18 protein-coding genes and 1 pseudogene are annotated in these 23,586 nt (G+C 73.2%); 11 read left to right on the forward strand and 8 right to left on the reverse strand.

Translation table 11 applies throughout. The annotated features are described in order from the left end of the window. Nucleotides 1-30 precede the first annotated feature (30 nt). On the forward strand, nucleotides 31-822 hold the full coding sequence (locus tag ACFXI4_RS32355; protein ID WP_384997569.1) for an SDR family NAD(P)-dependent oxidoreductase: 792 nt from the start codon (nucleotides 31-33) through the stop codon (nucleotides 820-822). Nucleotides 823-894: 72 nt separating this feature from the next. On the opposite strand, the pseudogene ACFXI4_RS32360 reads toward ACFXI4_RS32355, so the two are convergent. Further along, a pseudogene (locus ACFXI4_RS32360) lies at nucleotides 895-3,577 on the reverse strand (ATP-binding protein). Between the two features lie 140 nt (nucleotides 3,578-3,717). Here ACFXI4_RS32360 and ACFXI4_RS32365 point away from each other — a divergent pair. Together ACFXI4_RS32365 and ACFXI4_RS32370 are read left to right on the forward strand one after the other, a co-directional pair. Beyond that, nucleotides 3,718-4,989, forward strand: coding sequence for an MFS transporter (locus tag ACFXI4_RS32365; protein WP_384997606.1), 1,272 nt, complete (start codon nucleotides 3,718-3,720; stop codon nucleotides 4,987-4,989). Between the two features lie 180 nt (nucleotides 4,990-5,169). Further along, nucleotides 5,170-6,243: a DUF2510 domain-containing protein gene (locus ACFXI4_RS32370; protein WP_384997571.1), complete on the forward strand. Its 1,074-nt coding sequence runs from the start codon at nucleotides 5,170-5,172 to the stop codon at nucleotides 6,241-6,243. Nucleotides 6,244-6,360: 117 nt separating this feature from the next. Here ACFXI4_RS32370 and ACFXI4_RS32375 read toward each other — a convergent pair whose 3' ends face one another. Next, nucleotides 6,361-7,011, reverse strand: a complete 651-nt coding sequence (locus tag ACFXI4_RS32375) for a TetR/AcrR family transcriptional regulator C-terminal ligand-binding domain-containing protein (RefSeq protein WP_384997573.1) — start codon at nucleotides 7,009-7,011, stop codon at nucleotides 6,361-6,363. Nucleotides 7,012-7,245: 234 nt separating this feature from the next. Here ACFXI4_RS32375 and ACFXI4_RS32380 point away from each other — a divergent pair, with 234 nt between their 5' ends. Continuing rightward, a complete protein-coding gene (locus ACFXI4_RS32380) occupies nucleotides 7,246-8,091 on the forward strand; it encodes a phosphatase PAP2 family protein (RefSeq protein ID WP_384997575.1) in 846 nt (281 codons plus the stop codon). Beyond that, on the forward strand, nucleotides 8,088-9,047 hold the full coding sequence (locus tag ACFXI4_RS32385) for a hypothetical protein (RefSeq protein ID WP_384997577.1): 960 nt from the start codon (nucleotides 8,088-8,090) through the stop codon (nucleotides 9,045-9,047). Before ACFXI4_RS32380 ends, ACFXI4_RS32385 begins: the two co-directional genes overlap by 4 nt. 121 nt (nucleotides 9,048-9,168) lie before the next feature. On the opposite strand, the gene ACFXI4_RS32390 is transcribed toward ACFXI4_RS32385, so the two are convergent. From ACFXI4_RS32390 to ACFXI4_RS32405, 4 genes are all read right to left on the reverse strand, one after another. Next, nucleotides 9,169-9,825 (reverse strand): LURP-one-related/scramblase family protein, encoded by a 657-nt coding sequence (locus ACFXI4_RS32390; protein ID WP_384997579.1) that lies wholly within the window; start codon nucleotides 9,823-9,825, stop codon nucleotides 9,169-9,171. 65 nt (nucleotides 9,826-9,890) lie between these two features. Continuing rightward, a complete protein-coding gene (locus ACFXI4_RS32395; protein WP_384997581.1) occupies nucleotides 9,891-11,939 on the reverse strand; it encodes a phosphocholine-specific phospholipase C in 2,049 nt (682 codons plus the stop codon). Nucleotides 11,940-12,141: 202 nt separating this feature from the next. Beyond that, nucleotides 12,142-12,603: a hypothetical protein gene (locus ACFXI4_RS32400; protein ID WP_363014281.1), complete on the reverse strand. Its 462-nt coding sequence runs from the start codon at nucleotides 12,601-12,603 to the stop codon at nucleotides 12,142-12,144. A gap of 105 nt (nucleotides 12,604-12,708) precedes the next feature. Next, the gene (locus ACFXI4_RS32405) at nucleotides 12,709-13,644 is read right to left on the reverse strand and encodes a hypothetical protein (protein ID WP_384997583.1); all 936 of its coding nucleotides are present in this window, start codon (nucleotides 13,642-13,644) and stop codon (nucleotides 12,709-12,711) included. A gap of 394 nt (nucleotides 13,645-14,038) precedes the next feature. On the opposite strand from ACFXI4_RS32405, the gene ACFXI4_RS32410 reads away from it, so the two are divergent. From ACFXI4_RS32410 to ACFXI4_RS32425, 4 genes are all read left to right on the forward strand, one after another. Next, nucleotides 14,039-17,080, forward strand: a complete 3,042-nt coding sequence (locus ACFXI4_RS32410; protein ID WP_384997585.1) for a BTAD domain-containing putative transcriptional regulator — start codon at nucleotides 14,039-14,041, stop codon at nucleotides 17,078-17,080. An 84-nt stretch (nucleotides 17,081-17,164) separates the two neighbouring features. Further along, nucleotides 17,165-17,830, forward strand: a complete 666-nt coding sequence (locus ACFXI4_RS32415; protein WP_384997587.1) for a M15 family metallopeptidase — start codon at nucleotides 17,165-17,167, stop codon at nucleotides 17,828-17,830. A gap of 66 nt (nucleotides 17,831-17,896) precedes the next feature. Continuing rightward, nucleotides 17,897-18,457, forward strand: a complete 561-nt coding sequence (locus ACFXI4_RS32420) for an RNA polymerase sigma factor (protein WP_384997589.1) — start codon at nucleotides 17,897-17,899, stop codon at nucleotides 18,455-18,457. 97 nt (nucleotides 18,458-18,554) lie between these two features. Continuing rightward, nucleotides 18,555-19,703, forward strand: coding sequence for a C40 family peptidase (locus ACFXI4_RS32425; RefSeq protein WP_384997591.1), 1,149 nt, complete (start codon nucleotides 18,555-18,557; stop codon nucleotides 19,701-19,703). Between the two features lie 50 nt (nucleotides 19,704-19,753). On the opposite strand, the gene ACFXI4_RS32430 is transcribed toward ACFXI4_RS32425, so the two are convergent. Next, nucleotides 19,754-20,332, reverse strand: a complete 579-nt coding sequence (locus tag ACFXI4_RS32430; RefSeq protein ID WP_384997593.1) for a PadR family transcriptional regulator — start codon at nucleotides 20,330-20,332, stop codon at nucleotides 19,754-19,756. A gap of 53 nt (nucleotides 20,333-20,385) precedes the next feature. On the opposite strand from ACFXI4_RS32430, the gene ACFXI4_RS32435 reads away from it, so the two are divergent. Then, nucleotides 20,386-20,781 (forward strand): nuclear transport factor 2 family protein, encoded by a 396-nt coding sequence (locus ACFXI4_RS32435; protein ID WP_384997595.1) that lies wholly within the window; start codon nucleotides 20,386-20,388, stop codon nucleotides 20,779-20,781. A 64-nt stretch (nucleotides 20,782-20,845) separates the two neighbouring features. Here ACFXI4_RS32435 and ACFXI4_RS32440 read toward each other — a convergent pair whose 3' ends face one another. Continuing rightward, nucleotides 20,846-22,222: a DEAD/DEAH box helicase gene (locus tag ACFXI4_RS32440; RefSeq protein ID WP_384997608.1), complete on the reverse strand. Its 1,377-nt coding sequence runs from the start codon at nucleotides 22,220-22,222 to the stop codon at nucleotides 20,846-20,848. Between the two features lie 316 nt (nucleotides 22,223-22,538). On the opposite strand from ACFXI4_RS32440, the gene ACFXI4_RS32445 reads away from it, so the two are divergent. Continuing rightward, entirely contained in the window at nucleotides 22,539-23,537 is a 999-nt protein-coding gene (locus tag ACFXI4_RS32445; RefSeq protein ID WP_384997596.1) for a helix-turn-helix domain-containing protein, read from the forward strand. Nucleotides 23,538-23,586 lie beyond the last annotated feature (49 nt).

The raw sequence follows: 23,586 nt of genomic DNA on the forward strand, positions 1-23,586 counted from the left end.
CCGGTGGCGGGCCGTGCCTACGCTGGCAGCATGTCGACTGTTCTGATCACCGGTGCCACCTCCGGGCTCGGCCGGTACGTCGCCTTCGAGCTGGTCCGCTCCGGACACGCGGTCCTCGCGCACGGCCGGGATCCGGGCCGTACCGCGGCGCTGGCCGAGGAGTTGCGCGCCGAGGGCGACGCGGAGGGCTTCGTCGCGGACCTGGCCTCGCTGGCGCAGGTCCGCGAGCTGGGCGCCCGCGTCGCCGAGGCGCGACCCGGCCTGGACGTACTGATCAACAACGCGGGCGTGGGCGCCGGCGCGCCCGGCTCGGGACGCGAACTGAGCGCGGACGGCCATGAGCTGCGCCTGGCCGTGAACTACCTGGCCCCGGTGACCCTGACCCGGGCCCTGCTGCCGGTACTGCGCGCCCGCACCGCGGCCCGGATCGTCAACGTGGGCTCGGCCGGCCAGGAGCCGCTGGACTTCGACGACCCCGAGTTCACCCGCGGCTACCAGGGCTTCGCGGCCTACTGCCGGGCGAAGTTCGCGCTGGCGGCCCACACCTTCGCCCTGGCGGAGAAGCTGGCGGGCACGGGGGTCTCGGTGAACGTCCTGCACCCGGCGACGTTCATGGACACCGCGATGGTCCGGGAGGGCGGGGTCGCGCCCTGGAACACGGTGGCGGACGGCGCGCCCGGGGTACTCGCCCTGGCCACTCGGGACTTGGGGACGGGCGGCTACTTCGACGGCACGAATCCCGCCAGGGCGCACGCGGGGACGTACGACAGGGACGTACAGAAACGCCTCTCAGCGGTCACTGACCAACTCCTGTCGCTGTAGCACCTCTTCTTTCCAGGGGCCCGGGGAAGCGCGCGACAGAGCCCCAGGCACCCGCGGCCCGCAGCGCACCGGTCAGCGCAGCCCTCTTCCCGTGTCCAGAACTTCCCGCGCCTGAGCGACCAGCCCCTCCGCCCCGCACAACCGGGCCAGCGCCAGCCCGCGGTTCAACTCGGCCACCGACCGGGCGGCGATCCCGTACTCCACCCGCGCCGCCGCGTGCTCGTACTGGCACGGCGACGCCTCCAGATAGGCGACCGCCTGCGAGGCGAGCCGCACCTGCCGCTGCCCGGTCTCCAGAGCGGCGGCGCACCGCAGCGCCTCGCCGATGGCCGTGTCCGTGCCGAACCGCTCGGCCTGCCGCCGTGCGTCCGCCGTCAGCTGCGCCGCCCGCGCCGGGTCCTCGACGGCGAGGGCTCGCGCGAGGTCGAGCGCCCAGGGCACCACCACCGGGTTGAAGTGGCCGCGCGCGGCGGCGGCCTTCTCCGCGGCCTCCAGTTCGTTGACGGCCTCCTTCGTACGGCCGACGGCGAGCAGCAGCCGGCCGCGCACGGACCGTGGGTCCGGCATCACGATCGTGGAGGGGTAAGGCGGCGCGAAACCGTACTGCTCGGCCGTCTCCCAGGCCTGCTGGACATGGCCGCGGGCGAGCAGCGTGTCGACCAGGTTGCAGGTCGCGGTCCAGTACAGGGGCAGTCCGCGGCCGACCCGCTCGGCGATCCGCAAGGACTCCCGCAGGGATGTCTCCGCGTCCCGCAGCCGGCCGCGCCTGCGGTGTCCGAGGCCCACGTAGGCATGGGCGAGGGCGAGATGACCGCCGCTCCAGCCGGAGGCCTCGTAGGCGCGCAGGGCCTCGTTGTAGAGGCTCTCCGCGCGGTCGAGGCGGTCGGTGTAGACGTAGGCGCTGGCGAGCATCAGCAGCAGTTCGACGCCCCACTCGGTGTCGGTCCAGCCGAGTCCGGGCGCGAGCCGCCCGTTGACGAGGGCGCGGTCGCACAGTTCCACGACCTCTTCGGCGTTCTCCCCCCCGGATGAGGAGGTCGAAGCCGCGCAGCATCAGCAGGGCGCGCTCGGAGTTGTCCCGGCCGGTGCAGGTGTCGGTGAGCGCGCCGAGGCGCTCGGAGCGGTGCGGGGAGACGGCCTCGCCGGCGAGGCCCTCCCACATGAACTGGACGGCCTGGAGCCGGAGTCTGGCCGGCCCCTCCTCGTGCCGGGCGGCCTCCGCCTCCACCGTACGGACGGCCTCCTCCAGCTGGTCGTTGTGGAGGAGGGCCTGGGAGAGGCGGAAGACGGCGTCGACGCGTTGCGCAACGCCGAGGCCGGGCATGCCGAGCGCGCTGCGCAGATGGCCGATGGTGACGGCGGGCTTGGTGAGCAGGGTGGCGCAGCCCAGTTCGTAGAGCACGCGCGCGTGCACCTCGGGCACGGGCGGCTCCAGCAGGGCACGTTCCAGGCAGCGGCGGGCCGCGTCCGGGGCGCCGACGGCGAGGTGTTCCTTGGCCGCGTCCCGCAACTGCTGGACGAGTTCCTCGTCGTCGTCCGGATGCACCTTGAGCAGATGGCGGGACGCCTCGGCGATGGTCCGGCCGTCGTCGATGACGATCTGGGCGGCGATGCCGTGCATGGCGGTGCACATCGCGGGCGGGATGGAGTTGTAGACGGCGCTGGCGATCAGCGGGTGGACGAACTCCAGGTCACCGGCGTGGGAGCGGGAGCCCGCGGGGTCCGGCGCGGTGAGGATACGGGCGCTGCGCAGCAGGGCGGCGCAGCGCTCGGCGTCCGCCACGCTCATGGTGGCGAGCTGGGCGACCAGGTCGACGGAGATGCCGGTACCGAGGATCGCGGCGGCCCAGGCGAACCGGGTGGCGTCGATACCGAGGCCTTCGAGGCGGGTGACGAGTCCGCCGCCGCGGGCCGACCGGTTGAGGGCGCGCAGCTCACCGGCCCGGGCCTCGACGGGTTCGACCTCGCTGTCCTGGACCTTGGCGAGGAGTTCGACGGTCTCGTACGGGTTGCCGCCGGTGACGGCCCAGACCTCACGGCAGAACGGGGCGTCGGCGTGCGCGCCCAGGGTGGCGAGGGTGAGTCCGGCGGTGGCCTCCGGGCTGAGGGCGCTGAGATCGCGCGCCGGGCTCGCGGCCGCCGCGGCCACGGTGTCGAGGTAGCGGGCGCTGTCGCCGCTGACCTCGCCGGGGCGGCGGGCGACCAGGACGAGCACGGACAGGTCGTCGAGGCGCTCCACGAAGGCGGCGAGCCAGGCCAGGGTCTCCTGGTCGGCCCAGTGCGCGTCGTCGATCAGCAGCACCAGCGGCCAGTCGCGTCTGGCCAGCCGGCGGACGGCGGCGACCAGGCCGTCGCAGACGCCCTGCGGGTCGGCCTGGCGCTCGCCGGGGTCGGTTATGCCCAGGGCGGGGCCGGCGATGTCGTACCAGTCGCCGAGGTACTCCCGGGCCTCGTCGGGGTGCAGGGAGACCAGCGCGGGCTGGAGCAGTTGCCGTATGACGTTGAAGGGAACGCTGCGCAGCGTCTCGCCGCCGCGGGCGGACCAGACGGTGCACCCGCGGCTCCCGGCGATCCGCCGGGTCTCGGCCAGCAGCGCGGTCTTGCCGAGTCCGGCCTCGCCGCGCAGCACCAGCAGGTTCCCGGAGGTCGTCCGGTCGGCACACAGGAGGTCGAGCGCCTCGGTGACGGCGGTGATCTCCGCCTCACGCTCCCAGAGTGGTGCCGAGGAGCCCCCTGGAGACAGGTCCTCTGTCATCCCTTACCTCCCCAAGTCGCCCGAACGACGTACAGACCACGAGCCTAGCCTTCCTGTTGGCTGTCCGGAGGCGGGACCGGACACCTGTTGCCGCCCCGACCTGCCGCTGTCGAGCGAACGGACCGCCAACGGGCATGGAAATGAAGCCGGCTTTCGAAGATCGGGCAGTTCAGGAGCGGAATCGCCCCCTCCGGGCGCTGGCGGCGGGCTCGGTGGGCAACTTCATCGAGTGGTACGAGTTCGGCGTCTACGGCTATTTCGCGACGGTCGTCGCCGAGCGGTTCTTCACCCCGGAGGGCGGCAGCGCGGCCGAGGGGCTGGTGCGCACCTATGCCTCGTTCGGGCTGGCGTTCTTCTTCCGGCCGCTGGGCGCTGCCCTGTTCGGGCGACTGGCCGACCGGCTCGGGCGGCGGCCGGTGCTGATCCTCGTCGTCGCGCTGATGACGGGCGCCACCGCGCTCATCGGTCTGCTGCCGACGTATGCGCAGGCAGGCGCGCTCGCGCCCTGGCTGCTGACGTTCCTGAGGGCCGTTCAGGGGCTGTCCGCGGGCGGGGAGTTCGGTGGCGCGGTGGCGATGCTGACCGAGTTCGCGCCGCCGGGGAGGCGGGGGCTGTACGGGGCGTGGCAGTCCTTCACCGTGGCGCTGGGGCTGCTGGGCGGGGCGGGCGCGGCGGCCGGGCTCGCCTTCGTACTGACGGACGGTCAACTCGACGCGTGGGGCTGGCGGCTGCCGTTCCTGCTGGCGCTGCCCCTGGGCGGGCTCGCGCTGTGGCTGCGGGTGGGGCTGGACGAGACGCCCGAGTTCCGGGAGCCCGGGGAGCGGACGGTGCGGGTGTCGCCAGGGGCGGTCGCGCTGGCCGTCGGGCGGGTGATGGGCTGGTCCGCGGCCGGGTACACCTTCCTGGTCGTCCTGCCGTCGTACCTCCAGACCGCGCTGCACACCGGCTTCCGTGCGGCCCTGCTGGCGACCGTGCTGGCGAACCTCGGGTTCGCGGCATCGATCCTCCCGGCCGGGCTGGTCAGCGACCGGGTTGGGCGGCGGCCGGTGATGCTGGCGGGCGCGGGCCTCGTGGTCGTGCTGGCCCTGCCGCTGCTCGGCCTCCTCCAGGACGGCGGGGTGTCCGCCGGGGTGAAGGGCGCGGCCCTGTTCGGTGCGGGCGCGGTGGTGGGGCTGATGGCCGGACCGGGGCCCGCACTGCTGGCCGAGATGTTCCCGGCGCGCGCCCGCTGCACGGGCCTGGGACTCGCCTACGCCCTGTCCAATGCCGTGTTCTCGGGCTGTGCGGGCCTCGTCATCACGGAGGCGGTCAGGCGCACCGGCGACCTGGACGTTCCCGGCTACTACGCGGCGGCGGCCTGCGCGGTGAGCGTGCTCGCGCTGGCGCGGCCGGTGCGGACGGGAGGGGGTTGAGCGGGGCTCCCCGGCCCCGGGGCGGGGCGGTCCCCGTATGCCGCCGGGGACTCTGGGACCGCCGGTGCGGCTGCGGACCGGGGAGGTGCGGCGGCTCGCGGGAGGCGCGCCGAGGTGACTCATCCGAAAGTCGCCGGATCCTCTCATCCGACTTTCACCGACGCCTCATACGGTGGGGGCATGACGCAGGCGACTCCCCCCGGGTGGTACCCCGACCCCGGGCAGACAAGTGACGGTCCGGCCAGCGAGCGCTGGTGGGACGGCAGGACGTGGACGGAGCAGACCCGCCCCGCCGGGTCGGGCATCGGCTGGGGTCCCCCGGCGCACCCCCCGGCCGACGTGATCGGCACGGCCTACCCGGCATACCCGGCCCATCCGGGGCACCCCGGCCATCCGACGCCGCCGGCCACCGGGAAGCGCGGGCTGCGCACCGGCGTGGCCGTCGGTGTCGCCGTGGCGGTCCTCGCCGCCATCGGGGTGGGTGCGTGGGCTCTCACCGCCGGAAGCGGTGGCGACGGCGGCGGCCAGGCCTCGCAGCAGGGCTCGGGCGGTGCGGGCGGCGGTTTCGGCCAGGGCGGCCCCGAGGGGCAGGACGGCGGACAGGGCTTCCCGTTCGGCGGGTCGGGCGGCTCGGGGTCCGGCGGCGGCTCCGGATCCGGCGGCTCGGGCGGCTCCGGAGGAGACGCCTCACCGGCGCCCGGCCAGTCCGAGGCACCGAAGGTACAGGGCGGCGGCACGGTGTCCGACTCCATCAACGCCATCGGCATCCCGGTGCCCAAGGGCTGGACCGGGCAGGCGATCAACGTCGGTGCCCAGATCACCTCCGACGACTCCTACAAGTGCCCGGGCGACACCTCCCAGTCCTGCACCGCGGGCGGCGCCTACTCGGCACCCGCGGTGGCGCTGGGCACCAAGGGCGACACCGCCGAGGAGGTCGCCAAGGCGGACATCTCGGCCAACGCCACTGAGTCGTACGGCGGAAAGACCTACGGCTCGATCACCTCGCACCAGGTGCTGGCCTCCAAGGCGGTCACGGTGGCCGGGCAGAAGGGCTACCTGGTCCGCTGGAAGGCGGTGACCAGCAAGGGCGCCGACGGGTACGTCGAGTCGCTGGCCTTCCCGTCGCCCTCGAACCCCCAGCAGATCGTGGTGGTCCGGTTCGGTGTCGACGTCGGCCAGGACCAGTCGCTGATAGACGACATCACCAAGGGCATCAAGGTGTCCTCCGGCGGCGGCGACGGCCAGACCGTCTGATCCGCTCAGGCACCGGAACGTAGATCGGCCGGGTGGAGCGCCCCTCCGCTCAAAGGGGAGCCCCACCCGGCCGGGGGGTGCGCGCCGCCCCCGTCCCCACGGTGCGGCGCGAGCAGGTCACCGTCCAGTCATCCCGTGGACGGCGGCCTGGGTCTGGGTCAGTCCGAGTGCGGGCAGCACGACGGCCTCGACGAAGCGGACGAGATAGCCGGCGTCGGCGTACTCGCCGGTGAGCACCGGCCGTACCCGCAGCACGCCGAACATCATGGCGGGCACGTACTCCAGCGCGGGATGGCCCGCGCGCACCTCGCCGCGCTCGACACCGCGGTGCAGGATCTCCTGGAGTGCGGCGATCTCCGGTTCGACCAGCGCCTCGCGCAGCGCCTGCGCGAGTTCCACGTCCGAGTGGAGCGCGTGGCTCAGCGCCGAGAGCAGCCTGGTGTCCTTGCGTGACCAGTCCCCCGCGGCCCGCGCCACCTCGCGCAGGTCACCGGCGAGCGATCCGGTGTCGACGCCGGCGAAGCGCACCTCGCGGGTGGCCCGCAGCGCGGCCGCGACGAACTGCGGCTTGGTCTTCCACTGCCGGTAGAGCGTGGACTTGCTGCACCGGGTGCTGCTGGCGACGCCCTCCATGGTGACGGAGTCGTAGCCGCACTCGCGGATCTGTTCGAGCACGGCGTCGAAGAACTCCCGCTCACGCTCCGGCGTGATCTTGGAGCGGCGCGAGGCGACAACCGTCTCCGGTTCGTCCGCGGCCTGCGACGTCATGTGCCCTGCTCCTCACTCGCGCATCACTTACGGATCATCTGCTCCCCGCCCGCCGTTCGGCCGGGGCGGAAACCTACAACCAGTGTGGCCTACGTCTATCGATACGCCACTGTACCGGTACTCGGACGTATCGGTACAGTGGCGTATCGGTACGCATTCGTATCGATGAGCATCGGCGTGTCCGGGCCACCGCCCGGACCCCGTACAGCACCACCGTCAGTGAGGGGGCCTGGGATGAGATCCCAGTCCGAGCCGGCAGCAGCGGAGCCGGGGGCGATAGCCCGGCCGCCGCTCGTCCGTGAGTTCCTGCTCGTCGCGGGACTCTTCCTCGTCTACAAGTTCGGGCGTCAGCTGGCCACCGGCCACACCACGGAGGCCCTGCACAACGCCCACCGGATCTGGGACCTGGAACGCACCCTGCACCTGCCCTCGGAGGCCGACGTGCAGTCCCCGCTGCTGCACGACGGCACCCTCGTCCACCTGGCCAACACCTACTACGCGACGATTCATTTCCCGGCCACGCTGGCCTTCCTCATCTGGCTCTACCTCAAGCGGCCCGCGCACTACGTCTGGGCCCGCCGGGTCCTCGCCGTGGTCACCGCCGCCGCCCTGGTGCTCCCCTTCACCTTCCCGCTGGCCCCGCCGCGGATGCTGGCCGCGACCGGCCTCGTCGACACGGCCCGGGTGTACGGCCCCTCCGTGTACGGCCCGCCCGCCAGCGACCACCTCTCCAACCAGTTCGCCGCGATGCCCTCGCTGCACTTCGGCTGGGCCCTGATGGTGGCGGTCGGCCTGATCGTCGCGACCCGCCCGCCCGTCTCCCACCACCCCGGACCAGGCGCTACGCGCCGTGGTCTCCGACCGGGCCTGCGCTGGCTGTGGCTGCTGCACCCGGCGCTCACCCTGCTGGTGATCGTGGGCACCGCGAACCACTACTGGCTGGACGCGATCGTCGCCACCGTGATGCTGGCCGCCGCCCTCGCCCTGATCAACCCGCCCCATCGCACGGCCACCACGGCCGGACGCGGCACCCGGGGACTCACCGTGGAAGAGCCCGCACTGGCAGGGGTGGGCCGATGAGCGCCGCGGCCCTGATCGCCGTCCTGCTCTCCCTGGTCTCGGCCGTCGCCTACGCGGCCGCCGCGGTCGCCCAGGAGCGGCTCGCGGCGAAGACCTCCGAAGCGGGTCTGGTACGACTGCTCGGCTCCGGTGCCTGGTGGGCGGCGGTCGGCCTCAACGCGGGCGCCGCGCTGCTGCACGTCGTGGCTCTCAAGTACGGGCCTCTCACCCTCGTACAGCCGCTGGGCGCACTCACCCTGGTCGCGGCCGTCCCGATGGGCGCGCGGGCGGCCGGGCGCCGGGTCAGCGTGACGGAGTGGCGGGGCACGGCCCTGACCCTGCTCGGTCTCGGTGCCCTGCTGGTCACGGCCTCCGGCCCCGCACCCCATCGGGTGCTGAGCCTCACCGAGGCCCTCGCGGTGGCCGGTACCACCGCCGCCCTGATCGGCGCCCTGTCGCGCCCCGGCGCCCGGCCGGGCCTGCGGCACGCGACGGCCTCCGGCTTCGCCTCGGGCGTCGCCTCGGCCCTCACCCAGACGGTCACGGTGGCGGCCACGGACCGCTCCGGCCCGGTTCTGGGCGTCGAGGTGATCGTGGTGACGCTCCTGGTGGCCGCGTTCGCGGTGGGCGGCCTGCTGCTCTCCCAGCTCGCCTACCGGGGCGGGCTGGGCGCCCCCCTCGCGGTGGTCACCCTGGCCAACCCGGTGGCGGCCGCGGTCATCGGCCTGACCCTGCTGGGACAGGGCCTGAACGGCGGCGCGACCGGCATCCTGCTCGCACTGGCGGGCGCCGGCCTCGCCTCCTACGGCGTGATCCTGCTGACCCGGGTGACCCCGGCGGCCGCCCGGGTCGTGGAACCGGACGGCGACGAGCATCCGGTGGCCGCGGTGCTGGCCCTGGAGTCGGCACGGGTCGCGGCGGAGCAGGCGCTGCTTCCTCAGCAGAAACAGGAACCCGGACAGCTCACGGCGCTGTGACCCTCCCCCGCCTTCGGCCGGGGGAGGAACTGGGGGGCCGGCCCCCACGCCCGCGGCCGCGCGCGGACCGATCGCACTCCCGCCCGGTGCGCAGGCCCGTCACGCGGCCGCGGACCGATCCTCAGCCCAGTCCGCGGGAGTCCTGCTTCAGTGCCGTGTCGACGGTCAGCGCCGTCGCCACCACCAGGCTCCGCAGCGGCTCCGGCAACTGGTGGTGGATCTGCAGCACGTAGTTGTCGGCGGTGGTGAACATCGTCTTGGCGAGCCCCTCCCACGTCTTCGTGATCCGGGCCACCTCCTGCTCGGCGTGGTCGACGATCGCGAAGTTCCAGGCGCGCCAGTTCTCCGCCTTGATCGCGCCGACCTTCTGGCCGTCCACCATCATCGCGAAGTTGATCTTCCCGATCATGTTCTGCTGGACGATCTCACCGACCGTGGAGCCGTCCGGGCGCGTCACGATCACCCGGGACTTGAATATCTTCGCGGGCCGGGTCAGCAGCAGCTGCGGCTGCCCCTGGGCGTCGCGGATCTCCAGCCGGTGGGTCATGTACTGGTCGAGGCTGGAGACGAAGCGCAGGATCTTCTTCAGAGCGCTCTGGCCGACCTCGACCACCGAGCCGATCTCCTGGCCGTGCTGGTCCATGACCTTGTACTCATTGGTCAGCTCGATCAGCTTGGCCTTCTGGTTCACCACCAGGACCGGCTCGGTGAAGAGTGTCGGAGAGGCACCGTTCGGATCGCGGTACGAGTCTGCAGGAGTGTTCGATTGCGTGGTCACCGGGGCACATTACCCCGGGCTGACCGGTACCTGATCAGTCCGCACGATGCGTTCCCTCCCCGTTGTCATACGGTGATGATCGCCGGGTCGCTCACGCCGGGACGGCCGGTCTCCACATGCCCCGCGAACCGGCGCACGAAAGCCGCGTCGGACTCGGAGGTGACCGTCAGGTCGTACCAGCGGTCACTGTGGTTGAGGTGGGCGATGTGCTTGACGGTGGCGCCCGCGCGCACCGTGAACGTGCGGCCCCGGCCGCCGTATCCGTCCGCCACCCGCAGCTTCACCGTGCCGCTGCCCCGGTTGGTGAAGGTCAGCTCGATGTCGTCACCGTGGTGCCGGGCTGTGACCTCGGGACCGGCCGCCTTGCCGCGCCCCCGGAAGCCGCGCAGGAAGCCGTTCGGGCCGTGCACGGTCAGGTCGTAGGAGCCGCCCGAGTACACCGAGTTCCAGGTGTCGGAGACGGACTTGCCGGCCTCGGTGGTGTAGCTCCAGGGGCCGTCGGTACGACTGTCGGAGGTGACCAGGAAGGCGGCACCGGCCTGCGCGCCGGACGCGAAGGTCAGCGTGAGCCTGCCGGCCGCCGCGTCCAGCGAACCGTCCACCAGCGGGGCGTACTTGAGCGGCCGGGTGGGCCGGGAGCCACGCTCCTGCCTGGGCAGCGCCGGGTTGGCGGGCGGGGTCGGCACGTAGTCGGGGTGGCGGTCCTTGTCCGGCGGCCGGTAGCCGTCCGTGGACGGCAGCGCGACCGGCTTGGTGTCCTTGCGGGAGAAGTCGAACGCGGCGGTCAGATCACCGCTGACGGCGCGCCGCCAGGGCGAGATGTTCGGCTCGTGGACACCGAAGCGCCTCTCCATGAACCGGATGACCGACGTGTGGTCGAGCGTCTCGGAGCAGACGTAACCGCCCTTGCTCCACGGGGAGACGACGATCATCGGCACCCGCTGGCCGAGGCCGTAGGCGCCGGCCGCGTGGCTCGCGTCGCCCTTGAAGAGGTCCAGGGCCGGGTCGACCGTGGACCTGCCCTGCGCGGCGGAGGCCGGCGGGAACGGCGGTATCAGGTGGTCGAAGAAGCCGTCGTTCTCGTCGTACGTGACGAACAGGGCGGTCTTCGCCCACACCGCGGGGTCGGCGGTGAGCGCGTCGAGGACCTGGGAGATGTACCAGGCACCGTAGTTGGCGGGCCAGTTGGGGTGCTCGGTGAATGCCTCGGGGGCGACCACCCAGGAGATCTGCGGCAGCTCGCCGGACTTGACGTCGGCCTTGAGCCGGTCGAAGAAGCCCTCGCCCTGGGTGGCGTCGGTCCCGGTGCGGGCCTTGTCGTACAGCGGGTCTCCGGGCTTGGCGTTCTGGTACTGCTTGAAGTAGAGCAGCGAGTTGTCGCCGTAGTTGCCCCGGTAGGCGTCCTGGATCCACCCCCAGCCGCCGGCCGCGTCCAGGCCGTCGCCGACGTCCTGGTAGATCTTCCAGGAGACGCCCGCCTTCTCCAGGCGCTCGGGGTACGTCGTCCAGGAGTAGCCGGCCTCGTCGTTGCCGAGGACCGGGCCGCCGCCCTGGCCGTCGTTGCCGGTGTACCCCGTCCACAGGTAGTAGCGGTTGGGGTCGGTGGAGCCCATGAACGAGCAGTGGTAGGCGTCGCAGATGGTGAAGGCGTCGGCGAGCGCGTAGTGGAACGGGATGTCGTCCCGGTTCAGGTACGCCATGGTCGTGGAGCCCTTGGCCGGGACCCACTTGTCGTACTTGCCGTTGTTGACGGCGGTGTGCGTGTCGGCCCAGCCGTGCGGGAGGTCCTGGATGAAGGCGAGGCCCAGGTCGTCGGCGTCCGGGTGGAACGGCAGGATGTCCTTGGTGCCGTTCGACTGGTGCCACACCGACCTGCCGCCCTGGGTCACCGGACGCGGGTCGCCGAAGCCGCGGACGCCTCTGAGGGTGCCGAAGTAGTGGTCGAAGGAACGGTTCTCCTGCATCAGGACGACGATGTGCTCGACATCCTCGATCGACCCCGTGCGGTGGTTGGCGGGCAGCGCGGCGGCGCGCTGGACACTGCTGGACAGCGCGGTGAACGCCGTGGTGGCGCCGGCGACTTGAAGGAATCGGCGCCGGTTTACTTCGGTCATGGGTGTGCGACCTCTCATCCTGGCGTACGGGATGGCCGGAACAGGGCGGATTGTGTGCAGGTGCGAGTGTTCCAAGGGCATCGAACGTCAGGGAAGGGTCCGGTGGCGCGGATGTGAAACTCGGCGGTACGTGAGGTGATGGTCGGCCGCTGCGGAGGCGGGGCCGGCCACGGCCCGGGACGGCCGTGGCCGGCGTGCGGTCTCAGCTGATGAAGGAGCCCGGGGCGCAGGCGCTGGACGCCACCCACACGTGGGACATGATGTTGTCGTTCATGTTCTCGCCGTTGGTGAAGTGGTTGCGGGCGAGGTTGTCCACGTACAGCTCGCCCGGCTTGAGGCAGCCGTAGGCCCAGTCCGGGTAGCCGGCCACGTAGTAGAAGGCCACGACGTCCTTGCCGCCGACGAAGCCGCTGTTCATCACCGAGGAGGCGGCGTTCTGGTCGCCGCTGCGGAAGGCGTCGTAATTGTCGCCCCAGTCGGGGTCGTTGCCCGCGGTGGCACCGAGCAGCTCGCCCTGGCAGTCGGCGTCCCGCCAGGCCCGCACGTAGCCGTCCCGGCCCGGCCACTTCGCGTTGCAGCCGGAGACGGCGTGGGCGTTCACGGGTACGGACAGGCCGAGGGCCGCCAGGCCCAGGGTGGCGAGGGCGATGGTCATCTTGCGCATGACGGATTCCGTTCTGCCTCGACGGAGGCGGGTGTGGGTGTGGGTGTGGGTGTGGGTGGGAGCCGCGGGCGGAGTGCCGCGGAGTTCGTGGGGCGCCCGCCGGTGTCAGGCGCGGGCGGGGACCAGCCGTTCGGCGCGTGCCAGCGCCTGCTGCCGCGCCTGCCGGTAGGCGTCCAGCTGGGTGCCGTACTTCGCGTTCAGCCGCGCCAGGTAGTGGGCCTCCCGGTCCCGGCCCACGGACTTGAGGGAGACCTGGCGGGCGCAGGTGGCGTCGGCGACCGCGATCCGGGTCTCGGCGGCGAAGCTGCGGGCCTCCTCGGCCCGGCTCTGCACGGCGGGGTGCTGCCGCGTGGCCTGCCGGGCCGCGTCCGGGTCCGGGTAGGGGTGACCGGCCCGCTTCATGCAGCTCGCCCAGTCGTGCACGGCGGCGGTGAAGCGCCGGTCGTGCAGCAGCTTGCCTACGTACAGCGGACGCAGGTTGCTCGCGGTGGAGTCCAGCCGGAACCAGGCGGCCGGATCGCCGTACAGCGTGCGCTCGGCGGCCGCGTCGCAGCCGCCGGACCGCTTGCTGACCGAGCCGCCGCCGGGTACCCCGGTGCGCAGCAGCTCCGTCTTGCGTCCGCCGTCCAGGGCGGTGTCGTAGGCGGCTCGGCGGTCCGCCGAAAGTCCTTTGCGGTAGGCGATGTTGGGGTTGCGCAGCCGGGCGCGGTCCTCCTTGGCGGCGATCCGGCTGCCGTAGCCGTAGGTCCGCGCCCAGCGGACGTCGTCCTGGACGTAGCCCACCGGCCGGCTCTCCGCCAGGGACAGGGAGCTGCCGGACCAGTAGCGGAAGCCCTGGCGGTCCATGCACCGCGCGATCAGGCGCTGTTCGGCGTCCGAGATCCGGAGGTCCTCGGCCCAGGTCAGCTCGCGCGCCTTGGCGGCGGCGACCGGTGCCGGACCGCCGCCGGACTCCCGGGAGCAGCCGGTGAGTGCCAGCGCGGCCACGGCGGCGACGACGCTCAGCTGCGCGACCTTGCGACGGAGGACGGGGCGCTTCATCGGGCAACTCCCTGGGCGGCGGCGGACGGCTGGGGGCTTTCGCGCCGTTGACGGTGCCGGCGGGGCGTTCGTATGACATGCGGCCGGGAAGAAGTTCCGGCGGGACGGAATTCGCGGCGAATCCGGGGGCACGGTCATACGAGGACCTCCGGCCACCCGTCTCACGCACAGGGACCGCTGTGCCCACCCACAGAAACCAGCCAACTGCGCTCGCCGGCGGATCCCGCCCCGGGACCCCCACGGCCCCGCCCGCGATCGGCGGACCGGGCGTCCCGGAGGTTGCCGGCCACCGGCCGGGCAGCACGGATCCGGTCACGACGGCCCGCCTCTCGCCCTGCTCGGACGGCCCCCGCCGATATCGTTGTCGGCATCCGCCAGGAGCGATCGGGGACCGATGTTCGAAGTGCGTCTGCTCGGCCCGGTGGAGGTCTGGGAAGGGGGCCGACGGGCCCCGCTCGGCGGTTCGCGGCCCCTGGCCGTCCTCGCCGCACTCGTCGTGCACCTGGGCGAGGTGATCTCCACCGAACGCCTGGTGGACTTCGTCTGGGACGAGGAGGCCCCGGCCACCGCGGGCGCTCTGGTGGCCACCCACGTCTCGGCCGTGCGCCGGGCGCTGTCCCGGGTCGGCAGTACCGAGGTGATCCGCACCCGTCCCCCGGGCTATGTCGCCGACCTCGCCCCCGGCCGGGTGGACGCCCGCCGCTTCGAGGAACTCCTCCTGGCGGGTCGGTCCGCGGGGCGTCCGGAGGAGGCCGCCGAGACGCTGGCCGAGGCGCTGGGGCTGTGGCGGGGCCGGGAGGCGCTGGAAGGGCTCGGCCAGTCGTTCGCGCGGATCGAGGCGGCCCGGCTCGGGGAGCTGCGGCTCGTCGCTCAGGAGGAGTCCTTCGGGCTGGCGCTGGAGCTGGGCCGCGCCGACGGGGTGATCGCGCCGCTGCTCGCCCATGTGGCCGCCCATCCGCTGCGGGAGCGGCCGCGCGGCCAGCTGATGACGGCCCTGTTCCGCACCGGCCGGGTCTCCGACGCGCTGCGCGTCTTCCAGGACGGCCGTACGGTCCTCCGTGACGAGCTGGGCATCGACCCGGGTGCGGAGCTCCGCGCGGTCCACCAGGCCGTACTGAGCGGTGACACCCACGTGCTGGGGACGGGGCAGCCGGCCCGCACGGTTCCCGCCCAGCGGAGCGCCGAGCCCGCTCCCTCCCATCTCCCGCCCGACATCGCCGACTTCGTCGGCCGTGCCGAACAGGTGAAGTGGGCCACCGAGCTGCTGCGGAGCGTCGGCGACAGCGGCCGCACCGCACCCCCGATCGGGGTGATCTCCGGGCGCTCCGGCATGGGCAAGACGGCCCTCGCCGTGCACGTCGGCCACCGCACCGCCGAACTCTTCCCGGACGGGCGCCTGTTCGTGGACCTGAGGGCCGCCGACACCACCCCGCTGGAACCCGCCGACGCCCTCGCCCGGCTGCTGCGCGCGATGGGGGTCGACCCGGACTCGGTGTCCTCCGGCGTCGAGGAGCTGACCGGCCTGTACCGCACCCACATCGGGCACCGGCGGGTCCTGGTCGTCCTGGACAACGCGGCCGGCGAGGCGGATGTCCGGCCGCTGCTGCCGCCCGGCCCCGGCTCCGCGGTGCTGATCACCAGCCGCCGCCGGCTGGTGGCCCTGGAGGGTGCCGCCCATCTGGACCTCGCCGCGCCAAACGAGGCCGAGGCTCTCGACCTGTTCCGCCGGGTGGCCGGCGAAGGGCGGACCGGGGCGGATCCGGAGCGGGCCGCGGAGATCGTCACCCTGTGCGGGCGGCTGCCGCTCGCCGTGCGCATCGCCGGGGCCCGGCTGGCCGCCCGCCCGCACTGGGCGCCCGCCCGGCTCGCCGGGCGTCTGCGTGACGAACAGCGCCGGCTCAACGAACTCCGCGCCGGTGACCTGGAGTTGCGCACCAGTCTGGAACTCGGCTACGCCGACCTCGCACCGCAGGAGCGACGGGCCCTGCGCCGCCTCGCCCTGCTGGAGCTGCCCGACTTCGCGGCCTGGATCGCCGCCCCGCTCCTCGGCATAGGGGCCGAGGAGGCCGAGGAAGCCGTCGAGCGGCTGGTGGACTGCCACTTCATCGACGTGATCGGCATGGACGGCACCGGGCTCGCCCGCTACCGGATCCACGACCTGGCCCGCGAACACGCCCGCGAGCGCTGTCTCGCCGAGGAGAGCGCCGAGGAGCGTGCCGCCGCGGTGCTGCGTCTGGTCGGCTGCTGGCTGGACCTGGCCCGGAAGGCGGCCGCCCGCGGCCCCGGCGGCGCGGTACGGCACTTCCCGGAACCGGCCGCCGTACGGCCGCTCGACCCGGAGACCGAGGATGCGCTGCTCGCCCGGCCCGCGGCCTGGTTCGCCGCCGAGCAGCCCGGACTGCTGGCCGCCGTGACGCACTGCGCCGACCACGGCATGGCGCGGGCCGCCCGGGACCTCGCCGGGGCGCTGATAGCGAGTTCGGCCGCGTTGTACAACCAGTTCGACGCCTGGTCCCGTTCGCACACCGCCGCCATGGCCGCGGTGCGCCGCAGCGGCGACGTCGAGGGCGAGGCCTGGCTGCTCGCCGGACTCGGTCAGCTCCGCTACGAACAGGACCGGTTCGAGGAGTCCTATGCGTACTTCACGGACGCGTTGCGGCTGTTCGGGGAGGGATCGGCGGAGGGGTCGGCGGTTGCGCTGGCCGGTATGGGCACCGTCCGGCACGAACAGGCCCGCTACGCGGAGTCGTTGAACCTGCTGGAGACCGCCCTGGAGCGGTACGGCGAGGACGGCGACGTGAGTCCCCGGGCCCGGGTGCTGTACGGCATCGGGTACGTGCACCGTGAACTGGGGCACGGCACACAGGCCCGAAAGGCACTGTCCCGCGCCCTGGACCTCTACCGGGCCGCCGGCGACCTGCACGGCGAGGGGCTCACCCTGCGCTCGCTGGCCCTGTGCGACCGGGCCGAGGGCCGGTACCCGGAGGCCGAACGCCTGCTGCGCGACGCGCTGCGGCTCTTCACCGACCTGCACGACACCTTCGGCGCGATGTACACAGAACAGGCCCTGGCCAAGGTGGAGTTGCGCACGGACCGGGCGGAGCAGGCGGCGCGGCGGCTGGTGCGCTGTCTGGCGGTGGCCCGGGAACGGCAGGACAGGTTCGGCGAGGCGCTGGTGCTGCGCACGCTCGGGGAGGCGCGGCTTGCCGCCGGGGACACCGACGGGGCCCGGGAGCCGCTGGAGCACGCGACGGCCCTCTGGACGGAGCTCGGGCTGTCGCTGTGGCGGGCGCGGACGGTCTGGGACCTGGCCGCGGTGTGGACGGCGGACGGCGACCCGGAGACCGCCCGGGCGGCCCGGGCACAGGCGCTGGAGGTGTTCCGGTCGTCGGGCGGACGGGAGGCCCGCGAACGCCGGGCCGACGGGCCGTCGTGACCCGGCCGGGTCCGTGCCACCCCTGGTGCCGGCTTGCAGCGAACCTGCAGGGCAATTGCAGGGGCACCGGGCACTGTTGTCTGCGTGACGGACATCATCACGCTCTCCGACCCCCGGGTCGCGGCGGTCACCGAGCAGGAGTGCGGTGAACCGCTGGTCGATCTGCGCGGCACTGACGGCCTGCTGCTCGACCCCCGCCAGGCGGACCCGGACGGCAGCTACGCGCACCTGCGCTCCGGAGCGCTCGGCCGGCTCCTGGACGCGCAGTCGCTGCTGCCCGCCGGGATCAGGTTCCTGCTGGTGGAGGGGTACCGGCCGCCCGAACTGCAGAGCCGCTACTTCGAGCAGTACGCGGCGACGCTGCGCGCGGCCCGTCCCGACGCGCCGCCGGACCGGATCCGGGAGCTGGCCAGCGCCTACATCTCCCCGCCGGAGGTGGCCCCCCATGTCAGCGGCGGGGCGGTGGACCTGACCCTGTGCACCGCCGACGGCACCGAACTGCCGCTGGGCACGGAGGTCAACGCCACCCCGGAGGAGAGCGCGGGCGCCTGCCGTACCGGGGCGGCAGGCATCGGCGCCGAGGCGCGCGCCAACCGGGCGCTGATGGCGCAGGCCCTGACCACGGCCGGCTTCGTCAACTACCCGACGGAGTGGTGGCACTGGTCCTACGGAGACCGGTACTGGGCGCTGCTGAGCGGCGCGCCGGCCGCCCGCTACGGACCCGCCCCGGCCTCCGTCCGCACCGCCTGACCAGCGGAACCGCACCTCTTCCGCGCGGACACCGCGAGGACCACGACCGACCGACGGGGGACGATCATGGAAAGCCACGGCGGCACCTGTGCGCAGGAGCCGCGCGAAACCGCACGGGCAACGGGTGAGGCGGGTCACGTACCCGTCACTCCCGCCGACTTCGACGCCGCCTTCACCGCCGACATGCCCAGACTGCGCAGACGGCTGCTGGCCCTGACCGGCAATCCGCACGACGCCGACGACCTGCTGCAGGAGACGTATCTGCGGCTGTCCCGGCGGGCCCGTGCCCGGAATCTCACGCACCAGACCCATCCGTACGCCTACACCTGCACGGTCGCGCTGAACCTGCTGCGCGACTCCTGGCTGCACCCCTCCCGCCGTGAGCGCACCACCGACCGCCTGCCCGAGGCCGGCTGGGACGGCGGGCTCGGCTCGTACGAGGCCTCGGCCACCGCCCTGGCCCTGCTGAGCGTGCTCTCCCCGAAGGAGGCGGCCGCGGTGATCCTCGTCGATCTGGAGGGCCTCACCCACGACACGGCCGGGGAACGGCTCGGTGCCCATCGCGGCACCGTCCAGCGCAACCGGATGCGGGCGCTGGCCAAGATGCGCGCCGCGCTGGGCGGCTGAACACCGGGTGCCGCGTCCCGACGGGGGTGGGGCGCGGCACCCGGGCACGCCACCGGACCCCCGGTACACGGCTCCACGTCGACCAAGGATGTGCATCTTGAAACTCTCCGAAATCACCTCGCCGGGCCGGGCGTTGGCCGCCACCGCGGCAATCTCGCTGATCGCCTTCCTCCCCGCCACCGCACACGCGGCCGCCCCGCGTGCCGCCCAGGACACGGCCTGCGGAGTACTGGCCTCCGGCGCCTCGGCCACCGCGGAGGCCGCCGTCGGCGCGGCCTGCTCACAGATCGGCGTCTGGTACAGCTGGGGCGGCGGCCACGGCGCCACCCCCGGTGCCACCTACGGCTACTACGACGGCTCCGACCCCGACAGCCTGCACGACAACGAGCGCAGGGGCTTCGACTGTTCGGGCCTGATGCGGTACGCGTACTACCGGGCGACCGGCCGCGACCTGCTCAACGGCACGGCCGACGACCAGTACCACAGCTCACAGGCCACGGCCCGTTTCTCGGCCTCCCAGGGCACCGCTCCCCTGGTCCCCGGCGACCTGATGTTCTGGGGCAGCGGGCACATCCACCACGTCGCCATGTACCTGGGCGCCGGGCAGATGGTCGAGGCCTACGAGTCGGGCACCCACATCCGGGTCGCCCCGGTGCGCACGGGCGGCGACTACGCGGGCGCGATCCGCGTCAACCCGTCGGGCACGCCGGTGCCGCCGCCGGCCAACGGCGGTACGACGTTCGAGACCTGGGGAACGGGGGTGCGCACGCACTCCACGCCGAGCGTGCGCTCCTCCGTCGTGGACACCTTCGCCGGGCCGACCCAGGTGTCGGTCCAGTGCCAGGAGCACGCGGAGACGGTGACCGCCGAGGGGTACACCAACGACATCTGGTCCAAGCTGGCCGACGGCTCCTGGCTGACCAACATCTACATCAAGGGACCGGCCGAGCTGCCCGGCATCCCGGACTGCGGCGGCGACAGCGCCCCGCCGCCGACCGGGGGCAGCACCGCGTTCCAGACCTGGGGCACGGGCGTGCGCACGCACAGCGAGCCCAACGTGAACGCCGGTGTCGTCGACTACTTCCCGCAGCCCACGACGGTCAACGTGGTCTGCCAGTCCCACGCGCAGACGGTCACCGCCGAGGGGTACACCAACGACGCCTGGTCCAAGCTGACCAACGGCGCCTGGATGACGAACATCTACATCAAGGGCCCGGCGTGGCTGCCGGGGGTCGCCACCTGCTGATCCGAGCCCGGTCACGGGGCGTCCGCATGTCGGGCGCCCCGTCCGTGCACCTAATCACTTTGTTGAACATGTACGGCCGCCCGTTCCGCCAGCCTGCGCAGCGCGAGCTCACCCCATCGCAGGTTCTCCCGCTCGAAGGACATCCCGCGCAGCAGCGTGAGGTACGGGCCGACGCGCTCCGCCTCCGCGAAGTACGCCTCCTCCGAGCGCCCGGCGAGCAGGCGCCGGCGGATCCGTTCGTAGCGGGCCAGTTTGGCGGTGGCCAGGTCCATCCGCCCGGCGACGGCCGCGCGGACCGCCGCGATGTCACCGGCGTCCGCGCACTGCACCTTGACCAGCAGCTCGTCCCGGACCACCGCGGGCCGGGCCGGGGGCTCGGCGGTGTAGGCGCGCACCGCCCGGCGGCCCGCCTCCGTGAGCGAGAACAGCCGCTTGTTGGGCCGGCGCTCCTGCTCGACGACGCGCGCGGCGACCAGGCCCTCGGCTTCCAGACGGTCCAGCTCGCGGTAGAGCTGCTGGGGCGTGGCCGCCCAGAAGTTGGCGACCGTCGCGTCGAACTCCTTCGCGAGGTCGTACCCGCAGGCCTCGCCCTCCAGGAGGGCGGCCATCAGCGCATTCCGCAGAGCCATGGGTGCACGCTAGCATGCGCCTACTCAATTTTTTGACTAGGTGAGGTGGACCCATGCATCCCTTCCGCAAGGCCGTCGAGAGCGACGACCTGGACGCCGTGGCCGCCCTGATGGCCGACGACGTCGTCTTCACCAGCCCGGTCGCCTTCAAGCCGTACGCGGGCAAGGCGATCACCGTGGCGATCCTGCGCGCGGTGACCCAGGTCTTCGGGGACTTCACCTACGTACGGGAGATGGCGAGCCCCGACGGCCGGGACCACGCCCTGGTCTTCACCGCGACGGTGGCCGGCAAACAGCTCCAGGGCTGCGACTTCCTGCACGTCGACGAGAACGGGAAGATCGACGACCTCACCGTGATGGTGCGCCCGCTCTCCGCCGCCCAGGCGCTGGGCGAGGCCATGAACGCCCGGTTCGAGGAAATCGCCCGGGAGGCCGCCGCCGCGCGGTGACCGCGCGGTACCGGCACCGGCTTCCGCCCTCGCCCCGCCGGGGACCGGCGGGGGGGAGCCGGGCTCAGCCGCCGCGCCGTACCCGCGCCGCCTCGCGGGCCTCCGCGAGCTTGCGGGCCTCGCTGGTCTTGCGGGACGGCCTGCCGCCGGAGCCGCTCCTGGCGTCCTTGGTGCTGCCCAGGCCGCGGAACGGGGCGTTGTGGTTCTTGGGGCGCGGTACGGCCGGGCCGCCGTCGAGAGGCTTTCCTGAGGGGGTCCTGGCGCCGGTGATCCGGCTCAGCTCCGCCTCGCCGGACCGCACCTTGGTGACCTGGGGGGCGACGCCGGCGTCCGCCATGACCTGGCTCGTCTCGCGGCGCTGTGCCGACAGGACGAGTGTCACCACGGTGCCGGAGCGGCCGGCCCGGGCCGTGCGGCCCGCGCGGTGCAGGTAGTCCTTCGGATCGGTGGCCGGGTCCGCGTTGACCACCAGGTCGAGGTCCTCGACGTGCAGGCCGCGTGCCGCGACGTTGGTCGCCACCAGCGCGGTGACCTGGCCGTTCTTGAACTGGGCCAGGGTCCTGGTGCGCTGTGGCTGCGACTTGCCGCTGTGCAGGGCGGCCGCGGCCACACCGCTGGCCCGCAGATGCCGGGTGATCTGGTCGACGCCGTGCTTGGTGTCCGAGAACAGCAGGACGCGGCCGTCCCGCGCGGCGATCTCCGTGATCACGGCGTAGCGGTCGGGGCCGTGCACGACGAGGACGTGGTGGTCGATCGCCGGGACCGCGCTGGACGAGGGGTCCACGGAGTGGACGGCGGGGTCGCGCAGGTAGTCCCGTACCAGCTGGTCGACATCACCGTCGAGGGTGGCGGAGAACAGCATCCGCTGCCCGTCCGGGCGCACCTGGTCCAGGGCTTCGGTGACCTGCGGCAGGAACCCCATGTCACACATCTGGTCGGCCTCGTCCAGGACCGTGATGCGCACCTGTCCCAGCCGGCATCCGTTGCGGTCGACGAGGTCGTGCAGCCGGCCGGGCGTGGCGACGACGATCTCGGCGCCGTCCCGCAGCGCCGCCGCCTGACGTCCGACGGACACCCCGCCCACCACGGTCGCGAGCCGCAGCCCAAGCGCCCCGGCGTAGGGGGTGAGCACCTCGCCGACCTGCTGCGCCAGCTCCCTGGTGGGGACCAGGACGAGCGCCAGCGGCTCCTTGGGCCGCGCGCGCCGCCCGGCCGTCCGGGCCAGCAGCCCGAGACCGAAGGCGAGCGTCTTGCCGGATCCCGTGCGGCCCCGGCCCAGGACGTCCCGCCCCGCGAGCGCGTTCGGCAGCGCCGCCGCCTGGATGGGGAAGGGCACGGTCACGCCGTGCTCGTCGAGCGCCCGCAGGAGCGCGGGCGGCAGCCCCAGCTCCGCGAAGGACGCCGCGGGCGGAGCGGCGGCGGTGTCCGGCGACCCGGGCACCTCGTCCTGCCGCCGGTCATCGGCGCGTGGTGATTCGCTCACAGAGAGCCTTCCTCCGAAGGGACCGTACCGAGGAAGGCGCGGCGGGAACGCGGCCGCCGGCCGGGGACCGCGGAGCGGGCACCGTCACAGCGACGCTGCAAACGCCCCACGCTAGCACGCGGCTCACCGTGCGGTCCTCCTCGCGCGGCCTCCCCGCCCGGCGCTGGAACGACGGCCGAACCCGCCGGTGCGGATCGATCCGGCGCCGTGGCCGGCCGTCTGTGAGACTCGAGCGTCCCCGACCGGGGTCACTGGATGGGAGAAGGGTGACGGCATGCTGGAGACGGTGGGCCTGACGGCCGACGAGAGCGAGGTGTACCGCCTCCTGGTCGCCACCGGGACGGCGTCCGTCCAGGACATCTCCGGCCGCTCGGCCCTCGACGTCGTGACCGCGCGGCTGGTGCTGCGCGCGCTGGAACACAAGGGCCTGGCGTCGGTGGCCGAGGACAGTCCCGAATGGTTCACGGCCGTGCCGCCGCAGGTGGCCCTCCTGCCCCGGCTCCAACGCCGCTTCGACGCCCTGGAACAGACCCGGGCCGCCGTCCACGAACTGGTGGAGACCCACCGCCGCAGCGCATGGGCCCGGGGCACGGGCGAGGCCATCGAGATCATCACCGGCGCGGCGGCACTGCGCCAGCACCTGCGCCAGCTCCAGTACGGCGCCGGCCGCGAGATGATGTGGTTCGTGAAGGCCCAGTACGTGGCCATGTCCCCGGAGAGCAACCAGGAGGAGTTCGACGCGCTGGAGCGGGGCGTGCTCTACCGGGCCCTGTACGAGCAGGCGTACTTCGACGACCCCGACGCGGTGGACTACGTCGTCAAGGGCGTGTGCGCCGGAGAGGTCGCCCGGGCGGTGCCTCTGCTGCCACTGCGGATGGCGATCGCCGACCGCTCGGTGGCCGTCCTGCCGCTGGCCCCCTCCGGGACCTCCCGCAACCCCCGGGAACTGCAGGCCGCGGTGGTGCGGGAGTCCAGCCTGCTGGACGCGCTCATCGCCCTGTTCGAACACCACTGGGAGATCGGTGCTCCGCTCCGGGTCACCGAGGAGGGCCAGATCGGCGGCGCCGGCACCACGGACGCCGCCTCGCCGGTCGGGGAGGACCGGCACCTGCTCTCCCTGATGGTCGCCGGCATGACGGACGAGGCGATAGCCGGACAGCTTCGGGTCAGCAAGCGCACCGTCCAGCGGCGCATCCAGGGCCTGATGAGTCTGGCGGGCGTCGCGACCCGGATGCAGCTGGGCTGGCACGCGGCCCGCCGCGACTGGCTCTGAGCGCCGCCCGCGACGCTGACGGGACGGGGCCCACCGGACGTGTCCGGTG

The organism is Streptomyces sp. NPDC059224, assembly GCF_042754285.1.
Lineage (GTDB): Bacteria > Actinomycetota > Actinomycetes > Streptomycetales > Streptomycetaceae > Streptomyces.

What these genes read in the sequence shown, in the direction of transcription:
- ACFXI4_RS32385 (WP_384997577.1), top strand. Translation starts at nt 8,088, where the DNA reads ATGAGCGCCGCGGCCCTGATCGCCGTCCTGCTCTCCCTGGTCTCGGCC.
- ACFXI4_RS32435 (WP_384997595.1), top strand. Translation starts at nt 20,386, where the DNA reads ATGCATCCCTTCCGCAAGGCCGTCGAGAGCGACGACCTGGACGCCGTG.
- ACFXI4_RS32380 (WP_384997575.1), top strand. Translation starts at nt 7,246, where the DNA reads ATGAGATCCCAGTCCGAGCCGGCAGCAGCGGAGCCGGGGGCGATAGCC.
- ACFXI4_RS32395 (WP_384997581.1), bottom strand. Translation starts at nt 11,939, where the DNA reads ATGACCGAAGTAAACCGGCGCCGATTCCTTCAAGTCGCCGGCGCCACC.
- ACFXI4_RS32410 (WP_384997585.1), top strand. Translation starts at nt 14,039, where the DNA reads ATGTTCGAAGTGCGTCTGCTCGGCCCGGTGGAGGTCTGGGAAGGGGGC.
- ACFXI4_RS32375 (WP_384997573.1), bottom strand. Translation starts at nt 7,011, where the DNA reads ATGACGTCGCAGGCCGCGGACGAACCGGAGACGGTTGTCGCCTCGCGC.
- ACFXI4_RS32405 (WP_384997583.1), bottom strand. Translation starts at nt 13,644, where the DNA reads ATGAAGCGCCCCGTCCTCCGTCGCAAGGTCGCGCAGCTGAGCGTCGTC.
- ACFXI4_RS32445 (WP_384997596.1), top strand. Translation starts at nt 22,539, where the DNA reads ATGCTGGAGACGGTGGGCCTGACGGCCGACGAGAGCGAGGTGTACCGC.
- ACFXI4_RS32365 (WP_384997606.1), top strand. Translation starts at nt 3,718, where the DNA reads ATGAAGCCGGCTTTCGAAGATCGGGCAGTTCAGGAGCGGAATCGCCCC.
- ACFXI4_RS32370 (WP_384997571.1), top strand. Translation starts at nt 5,170, where the DNA reads ATGACGCAGGCGACTCCCCCCGGGTGGTACCCCGACCCCGGGCAGACA.
- ACFXI4_RS32420 (WP_384997589.1), top strand. Translation starts at nt 17,897, where the DNA reads ATGGAAAGCCACGGCGGCACCTGTGCGCAGGAGCCGCGCGAAACCGCA.
- ACFXI4_RS32355 (WP_384997569.1), top strand. Translation starts at nt 31, where the DNA reads ATGTCGACTGTTCTGATCACCGGTGCCACCTCCGGGCTCGGCCGGTAC.
- ACFXI4_RS32400 (WP_363014281.1), bottom strand. Translation starts at nt 12,603, where the DNA reads ATGCGCAAGATGACCATCGCCCTCGCCACCCTGGGCCTGGCGGCCCTC.
- ACFXI4_RS32430 (WP_384997593.1), bottom strand. Translation starts at nt 20,332, where the DNA reads ATGGCTCTGCGGAATGCGCTGATGGCCGCCCTCCTGGAGGGCGAGGCC.